Source organism: Bacteroides sp. 224 (genome assembly GCF_010500995.1).
In the GTDB taxonomy this organism is placed as follows: domain Bacteria; phylum Bacteroidota; class Bacteroidia; order Bacteroidales; family Bacteroidaceae; genus Bacteroides.
Genome location: NZ_QVMK01000013.1, coordinates 43,288 through 60,740, shown reverse-complemented (window position 1 = coordinate 60,740; position 17,453 = coordinate 43,288). Strand labels below are relative to the sequence as shown.

Annotated in this window: 8 protein-coding genes; 3 read left to right on the top strand and 5 right to left on the bottom strand. The window is 39.8% G+C overall.

Annotated elements, in window-relative coordinates; genetic code table 11:
- The first annotated feature begins 9 nt into the window (after positions 1 to 9).
- From D0T60_RS08415 to D0T60_RS08405, 3 genes are all read left to right on the top strand, one after another.
- On the top strand, positions 10 to 2,001 hold the full coding sequence (locus D0T60_RS08415) for a DUF4954 family protein (protein WP_163217722.1): 1,992 nt from the start codon (positions 10 to 12) through the stop codon (positions 1,999 to 2,001).
- 454 nt (positions 2,002 to 2,455) lie between these two features.
- Entirely contained in the window at positions 2,456 to 4,099 is a 1,644-nt protein-coding gene (locus D0T60_RS08410) for a fumarate hydratase (protein ID WP_163217721.1), read from the top strand.
- A gap of 208 nt (positions 4,100 to 4,307) precedes the next feature.
- A complete protein-coding gene (locus D0T60_RS08405) occupies positions 4,308 to 6,578 on the top strand; it encodes a glycoside hydrolase family 3 N-terminal domain-containing protein (RefSeq protein ID WP_203558306.1) in 2,271 nt (756 codons plus the stop codon).
- Between the two features lie 537 nt (positions 6,579 to 7,115).
- Here D0T60_RS08405 and D0T60_RS08400 read toward each other — a convergent pair.
- Genes D0T60_RS08400 through D0T60_RS08380 form a run of 5 tightly spaced genes read right to left on the bottom strand, consistent with a single transcriptional unit; the run spans position 7,116 to position 17,112 of the window.
- Positions 7,116 to 9,380 carry a glycosyl hydrolase family 95 catalytic domain-containing protein gene (locus tag D0T60_RS08400; RefSeq protein ID WP_163217720.1) on the bottom strand — a complete coding sequence of 755 codons (2,265 nt, stop codon included), beginning with the start codon at positions 9,378 to 9,380 and terminating at the stop codon, positions 7,116 to 7,118.
- 28 nt (positions 9,381 to 9,408) lie between these two features.
- Positions 9,409 to 10,668, bottom strand: coding sequence for a DUF4998 domain-containing protein (locus tag D0T60_RS08395; protein WP_163217719.1), 1,260 nt, complete (start codon positions 10,666 to 10,668; stop codon positions 9,409 to 9,411).
- 20 nt (positions 10,669 to 10,688) lie between these two features.
- Complete coding sequence (locus tag D0T60_RS08390) at positions 10,689 to 11,894, bottom strand: DUF5000 domain-containing lipoprotein (RefSeq protein WP_163217718.1); 1,206 nt, start codon at positions 11,892 to 11,894, stop codon at positions 10,689 to 10,691.
- An 18-nt stretch (positions 11,895 to 11,912) separates the two neighbouring features.
- Positions 11,913 to 13,916, bottom strand: a complete 2,004-nt coding sequence (locus D0T60_RS08385) for a RagB/SusD family nutrient uptake outer membrane protein (RefSeq protein ID WP_163217717.1) — start codon at positions 13,914 to 13,916, stop codon at positions 11,913 to 11,915.
- Positions 13,917 to 13,929: 13 nt separating this feature from the next.
- A complete protein-coding gene (locus D0T60_RS08380; protein ID WP_163217716.1) occupies positions 13,930 to 17,112 on the bottom strand; it encodes a TonB-dependent receptor in 3,183 nt (1,060 codons plus the stop codon).
- Positions 17,113 to 17,453 lie beyond the last annotated feature (341 nt).

The following is a 17,453-nucleotide window of genomic DNA, read 5'->3' as shown; positions in this document are numbered from 1 at the left end:
ATAGCAAACATGAAAACGTATCGGAATTTAACTGAAGGAGAGATTCTTCAGTTAAAAGCTCAGTCGTGCCTGGCTGATAATTGGGAAAAGGTATGGGTTACAGAAAACTTTGATACCGAGTATATACACCATACCCGTTTCTCGGGAGAGGTAAAGTTGGGTGCTTTCCTTACGGAGTTCACACTGCCCGGGGGAATTAAGAAGCATGCCGGGCTACGCCATGTTACCTTACATAATGTTACCCTGGGAGACAACTGCCGCATAGAAAACATTCAGAATTACATTGCTAATTATGTAATAGGCGATCATACATTTATTGAGAATGTAGATATCATTATGGTAGATGGCATCAGTAAGTTTGGCAACGGGGTAGAAGTATCCGTACTGAATGAAACCGGTGGTCGCGAAGTATTGATTAATGATAAGTTATGTGCTCATCAAGCCTATATACAAGCGTTGTATCGGCATCGTCCCGAGTTAATTAACCGTATACGGGAAATTACGGACTACTATTCCAATAAATATGCATCATCAACCGGAACCATCGGCAATCATGTTATGATTATCAATGCAGGTGCCATTAAAAATGTGAAAATTGGCGATTTTTGTCACATAGAAGGTACATGCCGTTTAGAGAACGGAAGCATCAATAGTAATAAAGAAGCTCCCGTACATATAGGTTATAGCGTAATTTGCGAGGACTTTATTATTTCTTCCGGTTCGCATGTTGACGACGGAACGGTGCTTACGCGTTGCTTCGTTGGTCAGGCTTGTCGCTTGGGGCACAATTATTCTGCTTCCGATTCATTATTCTTTAGTAATTGCCAGGGAGAGAATGGCGAAGCCTGTGCTATTTTTGCCGGGCCTTATACCGTAACCCATCATAAATCTACGTTGCTGATTGCCGGTATGTTTTCTTTTATGAATGCAGGCTCAGGCTCTAACCAAAGTAACCACATGTATAAGTTAGGTCCTATTCATCAGGGAACGATGGAACGGGGAGCCAAAACCACTTCCGATTCTTATATACTTTGGCCGGCGCGCGTAGGAGCTTTCTCTTTAGTTATGGGGCGACATGTACACCATGCCGATACCTCTAACCTGCCTTTCTCTTATTTAATAGAACAATCGGATACTACCTATCTGGTGCCGGGAGTTAATTTGCGCAGTGTGGGAACAATTCGTGATGCCCAAAAATGGCCGAAGCGCGATAAACGTACCGATCCTAATAAGTTAGACTTTATCAACTACAACCTTCTTAGTCCGTATACCATTCAAAAGATGTTTAAAGGACGTTCTATCTTGAAAGACCTTAAACGGGTATCGGGCGAGATTTCAGAACTCTATTCGTATCAGAGCACCAAGATAAAAAGCTCTTCGCTAAACCGGGGACTGAAAATGTACGAAACAGGCATTCAAAAATTTCTCGGCAACTCCATTATCAAACGTCTGGAAGGTATTCAGTTTAAAAGTAATGAAGAAATACGTCAACGCCTGAAACCCGATACGGAAATTGGAGTAGGAGAGTGGGTAGATATCTCAGGACTGATAGCTCCCAAAAGCGAGATTGATAAACTGATGTGTGGTATTGAAAGTGGCGAAATTAATCGTTTGCGTTGCATCAACGAAAGCTTCGAGAGGATGCATAAAAACTATTATACGTACGAATGGACCTGGGCTTATAACAAAATACAAGAGTTTTACGGAATAGATCCGGAGGCAATCACTGCGCAAGATATTATTCATATTGTGAATATGTGGAAGGATGCTGTGGTAGGTCTTGATAAGTTAGTGTATGAAGATGCCCGTAAAGAATTCTCCCTTTCCTCCATGACCGGTTTCGGAGCAGATGGCTCTCGCGACGACATGAAACTTGACTTTGAATATGTGCGTGGCGACTTTGAAAGCAATCCGTTTGTTACTGCCGTATTAAAACACATTGATGAGAAAACGGCATTAGGTAATGAATTGATTGAAAGAATGACTCTTCTTCAATCTTAAAGAACTTTCATATAGGATAAAACACCCGGGTCTTTCGAGTCAAAACACCCGGGTGTTTTAGAGTGAAAGATCCGGGTGCTTTGAACCTCAATGAGTTGTCTTTCAAAAAATAGCCAATATTTCTTTCGTCTTTTTAGTATGCACAATCATTTGTTATGTGTGTAATGAATTTGATTGTGAAACATTTTCTGTGTTTTCGTATTTTGATGCCGCGTTAGGTGCGTGATTGGTGCGTTAGGTGTTTTTGCCTACCTAACGCACTTTAAGTATTTAATATACAGTGAGATAAACCCCAAGTGCGTTAGGTGCGTTAGGTTTTGGCAAAAAAATCTCTGTGTAACCTGTATTTTTTCTGCGTTAATCCGCGTTAATCTCCCTCTCAATCTTCTTTTTCTTCTTTTAATATTCTTAACTTTGTCCCTCTAACTAACAATTACGTAATAAATTAAAAGATATGGCAACACCTCCGTTTAAGTATCAGGAACCCTTTCCAATGGGTAAAGATACTACCGAGTATTATCTGCTTACCAAAGATTATGTTTCTGTAAGCGAGTTTGAAGGTAAAGAAATTCTGAAAGTAGAGACCGAAGGACTCACTGCAATGGCCAACGCCGCTTTTCGTGATGTGGCTTTTATGCTTCGTCCTGAACACCAACAACAGGTGGCTAAAATACTTTCCGATCCGGAAGCAAGCGAAAACGATAAATATGTAGCATTAACTTTCCTGCGTAATGCAGAAGTGTCTGCTAAGGGAAAACTTCCTTTCTGCCAGGATACCGGTACTGCCATCATTACAGGAAAGAAAGGTCAACAAGTTTGGACAGACGGTTGTGATGAAGAAGCACTTTCTAAAGGAGTTTATAAAACATATACCGAAGAGAACTTGCGTTACTCTCAGAATGTACCTTTAAATATGTACGATGAGAAAAATACCGGTTGTAATCTTCCTGCTCAGATAGATCTTTATGCTACGCAAGGAGCCGAATATAAATTCCTGTGTATTGCCAAAGGTGGTGGATCTGCTAATAAAACGTATTTATATCAGGAAACCAAGGCATTGCTGAATCCTGCCAAATTGGTTCCTTACTTAGTAGAGAAAATGAAGACGCTGGGTACAGCAGCCTGTCCTCCTTATCATATTGCCTTTGTAATTGGAGGTACTTCTGCCGAAACCAACCTGAAAACAGTGAAGCTGGCTTCTGCCAAGTATTACGATAATCTACCAACAGAAGGAAACGAAGGTGGACAAGCATTCCGCGATGTTGAACTCGAAAAGCAAGTACTTTGCGAAGCTCAAAGAATGGGACTCGGTGCTCAATTCGGCGGTAAATACTTTGCCCATGATATTCGTATCGTTCGTTTGCCACGTCACGGTGCTTCTTGCCCCGTAGGTATGGGCGTATCTTGCTCTGCCGACCGTAATATTAAAGCCAAAATCAATAAAGACGGAATCTGGATTGAGAAACTGGAAGAGAATCCGGGCAAATACATTCCGGAAGAACTCCGTAATGCAGGCGAGGGTGATGCCGTAAAAATCAACCTGAATCAACCCATGACGGATATCTTGAAAGAATTAACCAAATATCCGGTTTCTACTCGTTTGTCTTTAAACGGAACCATCATAGTAGGGCGTGACATTGCTCATGCTAAACTGAAAGAGCGTCTGGATAGGGGAGAAGGTTTACCACAGTATATCAAAGATCATCCGATCTATTATGCAGGTCCTGCCAAAACTCCGAAAGGAATGCCTTCGGGTTCATTTGGTCCTACTACTGCCGGTCGTATGGATTCTTATGTGGATCTGTTTCAGGAGAATGGCGGAAGTATGATTATGATTGCCAAAGGAAATCGGGCACAGGAAGTTACCGATGCTTGTAAAAAGCATGGTGGTTTTTATCTGGGAAGTATTGGTGGTCCGGCTGCGATCCTTGCACAAAATAATATTAAGAAGGTAGAATGTCTGGAATATCCGGAACTGGGTATGGAAGCTATCTGGGAGATTGAAGTGGAAAACTTCCCGGCATTTATCCTGGTAGATGATAAAGGAAATGATTTCTTTAAGCAGTTGAAGCCGTTGGATATTAATTGTAAATTGTAAAATAGGTTTAATCCTGATATATCCTTGAAAGATTAATTCCTACTGCCCTTTTCTAAGAGAAGGGTGGCAGGAATTTCTTTTATAATCCCTTCTACGTCTCTTTGGCATATATTATTGCAGCAAATTTGTTGTTTTTTGCAGCATTTGTGGTGAATAGAAGCATTTCCAATCTTTACCTTTGCTTCATTCATATTTAATCCTTATCAAAATGAGAATTCTTAAACTTTCTTTCTTGGCTTTATGCCTGTGTGTTTCAATTGTTCGAGCTGATAATGAACCTGTCTATAAAGATAAAAACGCGCCTGTCGAAGAGCGTGTGGAGGATTTATTACGGCGAATGACTTTACGTGAAAAAATAATCCAACTACAGAATCGTTCTACAGGAGATGCAAATGATCTTCCTAATACTTATAAAGGAGAGAGTTTCGGATCTATGCACGAAATGGGTCTTTCTGCCCAAGATGTTGCTAATTTATACAGGAAAGTATTTGAATACATGAAAACGGAAACTCGTTTGGGAATTCCTATCTTGTCTTCCGCCGAAGGTATTCATGGCATTTTACAGAATGGATGTACTATTTTTCCCCAGGCAATAGCACAAGGAAGTACCTTTAATCCCGAACTAATCTTTCAAATGGCTGAAGCAGAAGCTGTTGAGGCTCGTGTGATGGGTATTCGCCAAGTATTGTCTCCGGTGCTGGACATTGCGCGGGAACTTCGTTGGGGACGAGTGGAAGAGACTTTCGGAGAAGACCCCTATTTGATTTCCGAAATGGGTATTAACTTCGTTCGTGGCTTCCAAAAGCATGGAGTAGGATGTATGCCTAAGCATTTTGTGGCACACGGAACACCTACTGGCGGATTAAATTGTGCTTTTGTGGCAGGTGGCGAACGCGAATTGCGCAGTATATATGCCTATCCTTTTGCGCGTGTTATCAAAGAAGCCGATCCGATTGCTATTATGGGTTGTTACAGTGCTTATGACGGGATTCCCGTAACCGGTTCTCCTTACTATATGACCGATTTTCTACGCGGAGAGTTAGGCTTTAAAGGATTTGTTTATTCGGATTGGGGTTCTGTGGATCGTCTGAAATTGTTTCATTTCGCAGTTCCTACCACAGCCGCAGCCGGTAAACAGGCACTTATAGCCGGTGTTGATATGGATGTTTGGGATTGGGCGTATGAAACTTTACAAGAGCAAGTTGAAAAGGGACAGTTAGATGAATATTATATAGATAGAGCTGCCCGTCGGGTGTTGACCGCTAAATTCAAATTGGGCTTATTTGATGATCCTTATAATGATCCGAAGAAAGTGGATAAGATTGTTCGTAGCAAGGAACATGTGGCATTAGCTAAAAAAATAGCAGATGAAAGTGCTGTTCTGCTGGAAAACAAAAACAATATACTTCCTTTAGATATTTCTAAGTATCGTTCGATAGCAGTTGTCGGCCCTAATAGTGCTCATGGTATAGCCGGAGATTACGCGTGGGTCAATGCAGAAGATAAAGAATGTGTTTCTTTGTATGAAGGAGTGAAGAATGTATTTGGTAAGAAAGTAACGATAAATCAGGTAGACGGATGCGATTGGTGGAGTCAGGATGAAACAAAAATTGTTGATGCTGTGAAAACTGTAGAAAATAGTGATTTAGCTATCATTGCAGTAGGTACACGCAGCTACTGGTTGGGCCGCAATGCCAAAGCCCATAAAGTAACTTCGGGTGAAGGTTTTGATCTTTCTTCTTTGGAATTGCCAGGCAAACAATTGGAACTATTAAAGGCTATAAAGAAAACCGGAAAACCGATGATTGTTGTGTTAATTACAGGAAAACCCTTAGTTCTTTCGTGGGTAAAAGAAAATGCGGATGCTTTATTAGTGCAATTCTATGCCGGAGAGCAACAAGGCAATTCAATGGCGGATATTTTGGTTGGGAATGTAAATCCTTCCGGGCGTTTAAATATATCTTTCCCACGTAGTACAGGCAATACCCCTTGTTATTATAACTACTATCCTACGGATCGTGAACAGATATTTGACCAAGGTGGCTCTTTAGACAATCCTGGAGGGCATTACATATTTGAGAAACCTTATGCTTTATATAACTTCGGCTATGGTTTAAGTTATACCGATTTTAAATATAATCAATGTGTATTGAGTGATTCTATATTCTCTGATGCCGGAAGGTTGGTTGTGAATGTGGAGGTGGAAAATACAGGAAAGCGAGCCGGAAAAGAAGTTGTGCAGTTATATGTCAGAGATAACATCAGCACAGTATCTACTCCGATTCAACAACTAAAAGCTTTTAAAAAGATGGATCTCAAACCAGGAGAAAAGAAAACAGTTACATTGGAACTGCCTATTTCCGAATTGGCTTTGTATGACGCATATATGAAACGAGTGGTAGAACCTGGAGATTTTGAAATACAAGTTGGTGGCTCGTCTGATCGAATTCATTTTAGAAATACGATTGCGGTTCGGTAAATGACGTTTTGTCAAAATGAAAATTAAAACGTTTCAGAATAGCCTATTTATCCACTAAACTACAGAAGAGGAAAATAGCGAAAAATAGAGCAGTTGGAAATAGCTGAAATGATATTGTTTTAAGTTGATTTTGATTAAAATGATGGAATCTAAATAAATATTATGTTGATATGGTATTGAATTGGTGAATAATGAGTAAAAAGATATATTGCCATTCTCTTTAAAATATACTCATTTAGAGTTGAAAAGCTCTCCTAAAGTACCCTTAAAAACAAAAACGGCCGCTACAGCATATTGCCGCGGCCGTTCCAATACCCTGTAGCGGCCGCAATAGCATATATGAAACGGCCGTCACAAACTACCGGAATGGCCGTATGAAATCAATGAAATGTCCGAGGGATAATAGAGGGATGTTCTAATGACTAATTTTAACACCTCTTCACTCCTCCTTGAAGAGAAAATGAAGAGGTATCTGTTATGGGAAATGTGTATATTCGAAAAATATGAAAGTGTATTCATTGATTCAGTATCTTTCTGCTAAAACGAGCTTATAAGGTATGTATCCCCCATGGCTGTTTCTATCGTAGTTACATAATATCCTTTCCCATCTTTTATAGTATTCGTAGTTAATCCTTTTACCTTAATTAACTCATTCGTCCTTATTATACACTTGCCTCCCTGCAAAGACTTTATAGAAGCTGACGACAGTTTGTTATTTTTCCATTGTATATTCACTTCAAAAGCACCTCTTGCTCTTAATCCTTTCACTTCACCCTCTTTCCATACATCCGGCAATGCAGGCAATATATGAAGCTCTCCCAAATGGCTTTGCAGCAGCATCTCCGAAATACAGGCTGTAGCTCCTAAATTTCCATCAATTTGGAAGGGAGGATGAGCATCAAACAAATTCTCATATACACCTCCTTTTTCCATATAATCCATACCCGTATCATCTGTTAGCATGAGAGCACTTTGAAGGAGCTTATGAGCCCGATTTCCATCTAACAAACGTGCCCAGAACGCTATTTTCCATACACGGCTCCATCCGGTTCCGCTGTCGCCTCTGGCATCTAAACTTTTGCGGGCGGCATCTGCATATTTTTTATCAAGAATTGGTGAAATGGCTTTGCCCGGATATAGAGCCATTAAATGAGATACATGTCGATGCTTATTGTTGGGATCATCATTTGTATATTTCCATTCCCGAAGTTGGCCCCAATCACCTATATGAAGTCCATTGTCGAGTTTTGAGAATTTCTCTTCCAATTCTTGGATAAACTTGGTATCGGTATTTAATATCTTACCTGCCTGAATTGTATTATTGAATAGATCCCAAATAATTTGCTGGGCATGTGCTACACCATTTTCCCAAGGACCGTGTTCGGGCGACCATTCGTGAGCTGCAAGAAGTTGTCCGTTGTCATCCGAGAATATTCTGTCTAACCAGAATTCGGAGGCAGCTTTCATGGCGGGATAGGCTTTTTCTTTCAGATAATCTTTTTGAAGATTGAATAAGTATTTGTCCCATAGATGCATACAATACCAGCCGTTGGCCGGGCGGTTCCAGTTCCAATCTGAGTATCCGAATATATTGTTTTGGGTTTTTATCGTCCATCCGCGACAATCTAATTCTGCAGCCATCTTCCTCCATGATTGCTGAATCATGGCTTCATTATAAATGTAGTTTATAAATGGCGTATGGCACTCGGAAAGGTTTGTTACTTCCGTAGGCCAGTAGTTCATTTGAATGTTGATGTTCGAATGAATATCCGATCCCCAGGGCGGATCATTGGAGTTATTCCAAAGACCTTGCAAATTGGAGGGTAGATCAAACCCGGTTCTGGAGGAAGCAATAGTTAAATAGCGCCCATACTGAAAGAATAGAATATCCATGTATGGATTGTATTCACCTTCGAGATATTTTGCTAATAATTCATTGGTTGGGAGATTTGATTTCTGATTTCCAAGAGTTAATTGAACTCTCTTAAATAAAGAATGATAATCCTGTAAATGTTCCCGAATGAGTTGACCATAGGTGGAAGAAATAGCCTTTGTTCTTGTATGTTCAAGTTCTTGTTCCCAATTATTTCTTGTTAGATAATCGGGAGTTTCCGGGGCATAATTTGTGCCGGCTGATAGTATTAATGTGGCAGAATCGGCATTTTCTACCCGAATGGAAGAACCATTTGTCGAAATCTTTCCTCCTGTATTTAAAACAGTCAGGGAAGCTTTGTAGGATAATAATGTCAGTTTGTCGGAAATTTCAAGTGTGTTTTCGGTTACTTTCGTCTTTTCATCATGAGCACCATTCAATCTTACCTGGAAATCAATTTTACCTTTTTTGTCGGCTTTGAGGTTCATCACAATTACTTTGCCGGGGTGGCTGGCAAAATATTCTCTGCTGTAGGAAACACCTCCTGATTTATAGTTTACATGCGCAGTTGCATCTTCTATATTTAAAGAACGTGTATACGCTGAATATTCGGAATGTCCATTGAAATGAATATAAATATCTCCAAAGTTCTGATAACCACCCCGGTTTTGGGTATCTCCTGTCCACAGGGATTTGTCATTGAATTGGATGTGTTCCTCTTCCACTCCTCCGAATATCATCGCTCCCAGACGGCCATTGCCTATGGGTAGGGCAGAGGTCATCCAGTTCTTAGCCGGAGTTTTATACCATAAAACCAAATCTCCCTGAGGAGATTTGGAAGCATTGATTTGCCCCGAACAAGCGAGACAAATCAATGCTAATAGAAAAAATACGTTGTTTCCTGTTCTTTTTACCTTGTATGAAAACATATTTCTTGGGTTATTTATGTATCTGTACCTATTCTGCTACACTCCATAATCTGATAGACTTGAATTCGATATTCTTACGAAGTTCGAAGAATGAAACTACCCATCCGATGGTTATAGTCGTTTGCTTATCGAGTTCAAAGGTCGGCATGGTGATGTTAACATGACCATTATCAAATTCATAGCAGGAAAGTGCGGCATTGGGAAGATAACTATTATCCGGCAACTCGTTACCTTCCATTACGGCAAAATGAATGGTATGATCTCCTTGGTGGCAATTGGCTACTTCTATTCGCATTTCATATTTGCCTTTAGGTAGAGTAATGGTTTGCCACAATTTACCATTTTCGTAGGTACCTTGATCCCATCGGGTTGTCTCGAATTGTACGATTCCACCGCCATACGTAGCGAACCCTGCACCACCTGCACCATTTTGGTTACGAATAACATCATTCCACGACCAATGGTCGAGCAACCCCCAATTATTGGACACTTCAGAGCCGGTAAATGGGTATCCTGCGTTTTTGATATAAACACCTGTTAGGTCTTTGGTAACACCGACATAATTTTTTTCGGGTAAAGTTACCTCTTCCTTTGTTGTGGTAAAAATATCCAATGCAGTTTCTTCAGGCATGTACTCTGTGTTATAGCGCATAATTCCTCCTGACTTAAAATTCTCCAATTGAGTGGAAGTATCATCTACAGGAATGTATAGGGTTTTAAAAGCTCCGTCTTCCTGTTCGTATTCAAGGTTACATCCTATGATACCATCGCCTCTCGAAATATTCCAGTTAATCTGCGTGATCCATTCCCGTTCATTATTCTTTCCCATTCTCTCTTCAGGAGTGATGCTTCGTATAATTCTGCCGGTTAATGTTTCCGCATATTGATTTCCATAGGCATAAGCTGATACAGCATTGGGAATAGATTGATTGCCTTCCGGGTCGTACGTAACGATGGAGAAATCGTACTGGCCTTCCTTCAGATTATCCAGCATGAATTCAAAGGTTTCCCCGGCTTTTTCTCGAACAATGGGGAATTCTTTTGAATCTTTTTCTAAGGTAACCGGGTCGATCCAGTTGATTACACATTTTACCTGATTGACTCCGTAGATCATTTGTCCTTCAATCTTTATTCTGTTCTTTCCTGAATAAGCTTGTAATAAATCCAGCTTTCCAACATGGATGGTTTCTCCTTCTTTCAGGAATCCATCAATATTATCCAGCATATCACTACAAGAATATGACATATATAGTAATGCGCTGATGATTATCCAATGTATTTTTTTCATATCATTTTCTTTTTATCGGTTTATTTTATAGGAGTTCCATAAAACCATAATTGCTGCATAACTACCAATCCTGCACCGGTGTGGGTTGAGTTAATTTTGAAGCGGATATATCTCACAGCAGGAGTACCCATCGGGAATTCAAATTCTTCTCCTCTTCTTGCATATTCGATATCTTCTTCGGATTTAGAGCCGGAAGGCCAACCGGATGGTTTGATGCTTTCACAATCCATCAGCTTAGTCCAGCCGTCCCAACTGCCGGATTGATCGGGAACATCTGCAGAACCCCAAACTTCCCATTCTTTGATGGAACCATTATCATATAAGAAATCTCCATTGTTCATCAAACGTTGCCAATAGGTGAATCGGCTAAGTGTAGCCACTTGCCCCATATCAAATGTAAACCACACCGGGAACTCGTCCGGATTAAAGTCTTGGCTATGAGCTAAGTTCATTTCATCCCAACGGTTGTTTCCATTAAACAAATTCTCCATTGGGCCATATACATCTACTTTTAAATCTCCCGGTAATACCAATGCTTTAAACTTGGTTAAGTCCAGTTTCTCTTCATACAGAGGAGTTATATTAGTGGAGTATGTTTCTGACGAGTTGCCCCATAAATCCCTGATTGATATTTTGAAGTCTCTTGGTTCGGCAGCAAAACCACGTACCCGAAACTCAATTCCTTTCATGGATGTATATTCTGTATGAACAGTATACCATTTGTCATCTTCATCTTTTGTAGAAATATCTAGCATGAGATAATTCGTATGATCGTTTGTGGTATTAATAAATATACCTCCGAAAGTGGGTCCGGTCTTTAACTCTTCGTATGCGGTAATGCAGGCCGGTGTTCCGGGGATAACATCGAAAGAAGTAGACTCTCCTTCATTCTCATGCCTGTCTACGGCTGATATCCGGAGATTTTTACTCTCTGTGTTTCCAAATCCCTCTACCAGAATTTCGTCAGAATATAAGGATGCTCGTGCTTCCATATCTTTTCCGTTATCCAGTTTATAATGCACTTTTACATACATTAAGTCCTCGTCGTTGGGAGCTATAAATTTTATTTTTACTCCACCCGGAATCTCTTCGTAAGAATCTACGGTTACTTTGCCCGGAACTCTTCCGTCATCGCCTCCAAACGGTTTACGAGTTTCTATATCATCCCCGCAACCACTTGCCAGAAATAACAGGCTTGTAATTATTGTGTATACTATCTTTTTCATTGTTGTTCAGATTTAAAATTACCAACCATAGGTTTGAATAAGTTTATTGTCTATTTGGAGGTCATGGTCTTTGATCGGCCATAAATATTCTTTGTTTGTAAATGCTTTGGCATTATACAACACTGTTATTTTATAGTATTCTTCTTCAGTTTTTCCATGTACATTCCATCCTTTGACAGGTTTACTTAGTTCTTTAGTAGCATCTTTCCATCTTCGAAGGTCGTGGTATTGCTGTCCTTCCAACGCTAATTCAATTTGGCGTTCATGTTTGATGATTTCGCGTATTCCGCCTTTAGAAAGAGGCTTTGTGGGATCATTACTGTATTTTTCCCAAGCAACTCTTACATCACCGATGTCTTCTGTCTGTCCGAATAGTCCTTTTTTCAAGCCCGAACGTTCGCGTATGCGTTTGAGGTATTCGTAAACTTCCGGGTTTACTTCTTCGCCTTCTGTCGACTCATTCAGGGCTTCGATATACATGAGATATAAATCGGCTAAACGTACAATCGGGAAGGGGTATTCCTTAATATCCTGTTTGTCGTTGGTTATTTCATTCTCGTAATGAACCAGTTTCTTTGCAAAATATCCGGTGGCAGAATACAATGTGGCCCATTTATCACCAGAGTTCTTTCCACTCTTGGCATCTACATAGTTTTTGCTATTTTCATCATTGGCATCTTTCCAACCATTGCCATACCAGGTGGAGCCGTCGAATCCAAGTGAACCGTAGAAACGGGGTTCTCTGTTGAAATTCAATACAGCCGTGGTAAAGCCCGATTTTAAGTTGTACTTTTCTGTATTGGGAACTTGCTGAGTGCTGTAACGATTGTTGTAATATCCTTTGTTTATCCACTCTAAATCTTCGTTAATAGGTACTCCGTTGGCCGAATAGAATCTTTCGGCAGTTTCTATGGTTGGAGCAAATACTCCGGTGGCACAAGCCTGTAACATTGCTCCGGTAACCTTACCTTGATTCAGGGCCGGTATAACACAAGCCATAGAATTTCTTTGTAGTGCACCTGTGCCTTGCTTGCCTACACTCCATATTAATTCCGCATTGAATCTTTCGGTTACTGCTTGTCGGATATTCATAGCGTAATGAATTTCATCGGGTATGGAAAATACGGCATTCATGCTGAAATCATATAATGCATGTCCGTTTTGTTCAGCCAGTTTGATGGCGGCGTGACAAGCTTCCATAGCTGATACCCATTTTTCGCGACTGTATGTTTGATTGATTAAATGTTCTCCTTCTTTGTTCCTGAAGTTAGCATAATCGGTATTACCATTGAATAAAGGACTTGCTGCCCATAATAGTATTTTGGCCTTGATAGCTAATGCAGCCGGTTGAGTTAAGCGTCCCATCTCCGTTGCCGGAAGAAAGATTTTGGGAGGTAGATTGTTGTAAGAGTCATCAATCAGTTTCACCATATATTCCACCACTTTATCTACCGGTACACGAGTCACTTTTACTTCTTCTTGCGAGGCAGATACCGGCACATAAGTATCGGTTATGGGAATGGGACCATATAGATGAAATAAATAGTAATGGTAAAATGCTTTTAGTATGTTGACCTCGGCAATCCACCTTTTTCTTTCACTGTCGCTCAAGTCGGGAACACGCTTACGGTCTCTTACATACTCAAGAAATATATTACATTCTCTGATTGCCCTGAACATAGGTTTGGCTCCTTGTTCTCCATCCCAATAATTAGTTAATGGGTTTGTGGTATTTTGTAATCCTCTGGCAATTCCCCAAGAGGTATTATTGGAAAATCGGGCGTCGCCTTTTTCTGTATAATACCAAACTTCATGCCCACTGGATAAGCCGGGGTTATCCCATAAATTCCCATATTCAGGAACAAAAGAGTAGCAGTTGAAAAGATATTTTTCCGCTGTTGTTTTATTGTTGAATACAATATCGAGTGTGGCTAAATTATCGGGAATAACATCCAGATAGTCCGAACATCCATAATTCAAAGACATTAATAGTACAATGAATATATTTACCAACTTTTTCATATATGTTATTCTTCTAAAAATTAATATTAATACCTGCGTTATATACTTTTTGGATAGGGTAGCCTAAACCATTGCTTCCCATTTCAGGATCCCATAACTTGAACTTGCTGAATGTCATCAGGTTGTTGCCCGTAACATAGAGTCTAACGGTTTCCAGTTTTAATCTTTTAGTTAACTTTTTAGGAAGCGTATAACCTAATTCAATGGTTTTTAAACGTAGAAAAGAAGCGTCATGCATCCACCAAGTACTTCTTTGATTATTATTCTCAATTAAAGTAGGAGATAGACGAGGCCAGAACGCGTATGAATTGCGGTTATCTTCCGACCAATGATCATCGGCTATTACTGCAAGTAGGTTATTTACAGTTGTTAAATTGCTGTCGATACCCAGATCGTTCTTCTCTTGTCCCGTTAAATCAATAAATGGAGCGATTTTATTGGGTTCAAGGAAAAATGAAACTCTGGCATTCCCTTGAAAGAATACAGATAAATCGAAACCTTTATAGCCGGCAGATACGCCAAATCCATAAGTTATTTCGGGTTGATTGGGATAGCCAAGGAAAACCTGATCTTCTTCTGTAATCTTTCCGTCTTTGTTAATGTCTTTGTATTTTATATCGCCTGCCATAGCTCCACCTTTGAATCCGGTTTGTGAAGGAGAGTTGAGTACATCATTTTCGTCAATGAACAGGCGTTCCGCAATATATCCCATATTATAGGCAATGGGCTGTCCTATTCTCGACCTCCAAGGCTGACCGAATCCAGCGTAGTCAGGCTCTTCAAAAGCTTCATACTTTCCTTTTGCATAAGTAAAGTTTCCCATACCTTTTATCCAATAGTCTTTATTTATGATGGAATAACTTGCGGATAAATCGATACCACGGGAAGAAGCTTCACCAATATTTGCATAAACACCTGCCGACAATCCCATGGATGCAGGAATATAAGAGCGCCCCTGATATATGTTAGTACGATATTCGTAAAATAGATCGGCCTGGATTTCGAGTGCGCTATTGAACATGCCCAGTTCAATTCCAAAGTTTGTTTTCTTTGATTTTTCCCAGGTTATGTTTGGGTTGGGATAACGTGAATTGGAAACTCCGTCTTTATAATTAATGAATTCCGTTCCGAAGTGTTGTCCACGTCCACCATCGCTCATGTTTACTTCTGACAGGTAATAAAATCTATCTTTAGGATCGCCGATGGCATCGTTACCTACAAGTCCGTATGTCAATTTAAACTTCAACTTGTCGATGGTATTGGTTAAAGGCTCCCAGAAGTCTTCGTTGGAGATAATATATCCGGCTCCTACAGAAGGAAAGAAACCATAACGCTCATGTTTAGAGAAACGCTCGGAACCATTATAACCAAAGTTGAGCTCGGCAAAGTATCGGGAATCATACGCGTATGTAAAACGTCCGGCCACTCCTTGATTGCGGCGTGGTAATGATAATTGAAGACTTTCTGCATTGGACGTTTTTCTTTCCTGTCTTGTAAATACCAGCATACCGCTTACACTATGTTTATCGAATATACGATTGTAACTCATGGCTGCTTCCATGTAGTTTGTTGTCTCGGCATTCTCATAACCTTTATAGTATCCCAAATGTTCTTCTCCGTCTGTGTTGAGGAGCTTAAGTTGGTAAGTATCTGTCTGCTTATCATAATCATTAGCCTGATAATGGAATGGTTTATTATACCTTAAAGTTTCATTATATGACGAACGAGTGGTACTAACCATTATGCGGGCTTCCAACCCTTTAAGAAGGAAATCGAATTTTTGCTTCAATTCAGCTTGTGCTACAATGAGAGTGCGATTGTATTCTTTATATCCTTTTACCATGTCGGCATAAGGATTCAGATATTTGCTGTTTTCCGCATTTCCAAAAAGTACATGAGTTGCATTTGCTTGGTCTCCAATTGCCGGATAACTTTTAGGATATAATACCGGACTGGTTCTCATCACTTTGTTGAAGAGTTGATCTCCACCATTTAACGGTCCCACATAGTCGTCGAAATTACCATTAACTCTTATGATAAACTCTGTAGATTTACTTAGATCCATGTTTACGTTAGAGCGTACGGTATACTTTTGCAAATTAATATTGTTATTGTAGTTATTCAGCTTTTCATTTTTTAGTACACCTCCGTCTTTGGTATAGGATGCTGCTACATAATATCTTACCATGCTTCCTCCTCCACTCAAGCTCATATTGGCTCTGTGTGTTAGTGCATAGCTTTTAAATAACTCATCATACCAGTCTACAGCCGGGTATACATAAGGATTGGTTCCTGCAATGGTATTTTCTATTTTCTCTTGGCTATATAACAGTGCACCATTGGGTTTTATCAGGTCCCGACGAGTATTTACGGCTTCATTGTTGAGGTTCATGAAAGTAATAGGGTCGGCAACATCTATCATCTTTCGTGGTTGAGATATAGAACTTTCAGCGCGAACCGAAATCTTAGGCTTTCCGGTATGCCCTTCTTTGGTAGTGACAATAATTACTCCATTGGCACCACGAGCACCATATAACGCGGTGGCTGTGGCATCCTTCATGATGGAGAATTGGGCAATGTCATCTACGTTCAAACGGGCAAGGTCATTGGTTGTTAACTCAATATTATCTATAAGAATAAGCGGATCTTTTTTGTATCCGAAGGTAGTAACCCCACGAATAAAGAACTGGGCGTTGTCATTTCCGGGCTCACCACTTTGTTGATAAGCAATTAGTCCGGCTATTCTTCCTGCAAGTGCAGTAGTAAGATTACTGCTGGGCACTTTCAAATCTTTTGGGTTTACTGTGCTGATAGCACTTATCACACTTTCTTTTTTCTGTTTGGCGAATGCTACTACAGTAACATCATCAAGTTCGTTGGCTAATACTTGTAACTGAATGTTGTAAACGTTGCGAGAGTCAATAACTATTTCGCTGGTTTGCATTCCTACATAAGAAAATGCCAATGTATTTCCCATAGCTACATTGATAGAGAATTTACCGTTGATATCGGTAATTACTCCTCCGGTTGTGTTTTTCAGTACTACTGTTACCCCGGGGAGAGGTTCGTTGGTATCATCTGTAACAGTTCCTGTTACGGTTTTGTTGTTTTGTGCATGAAGAGTCTGTAAACATAGTATACAAGAAAAAAGCACAAAGGTTCTTTTTATTAAAAAGAGAAAACTTTCATTACTCATATTTCCATTGATTAAAAGATTGTTTTTTAAGTTTTTATTTAGATTTTGGGCTATTTAATGCTTTCCGTTTTTCCTCCTTTCTTTATTATAGATTTAGTGATTAATTGATAATAGCGAATTATTAATTCAGGATAATAATTGTTCTTCATATTGTATTATTTGTAGTTTTAGTTATTGTATAATAGGATAGATATTTAAGTGCTCCAAAAGTAATATGTCTATGTGGTTTTTTGTAGTTACTAATGCTTCAATAATTAGCGTAAAAGGGTCAAAATCACTCATTTGGCGCATTCGTATCATCTTTTGGCGTATTTGTAATATAAACCAGAACCTATATTTCC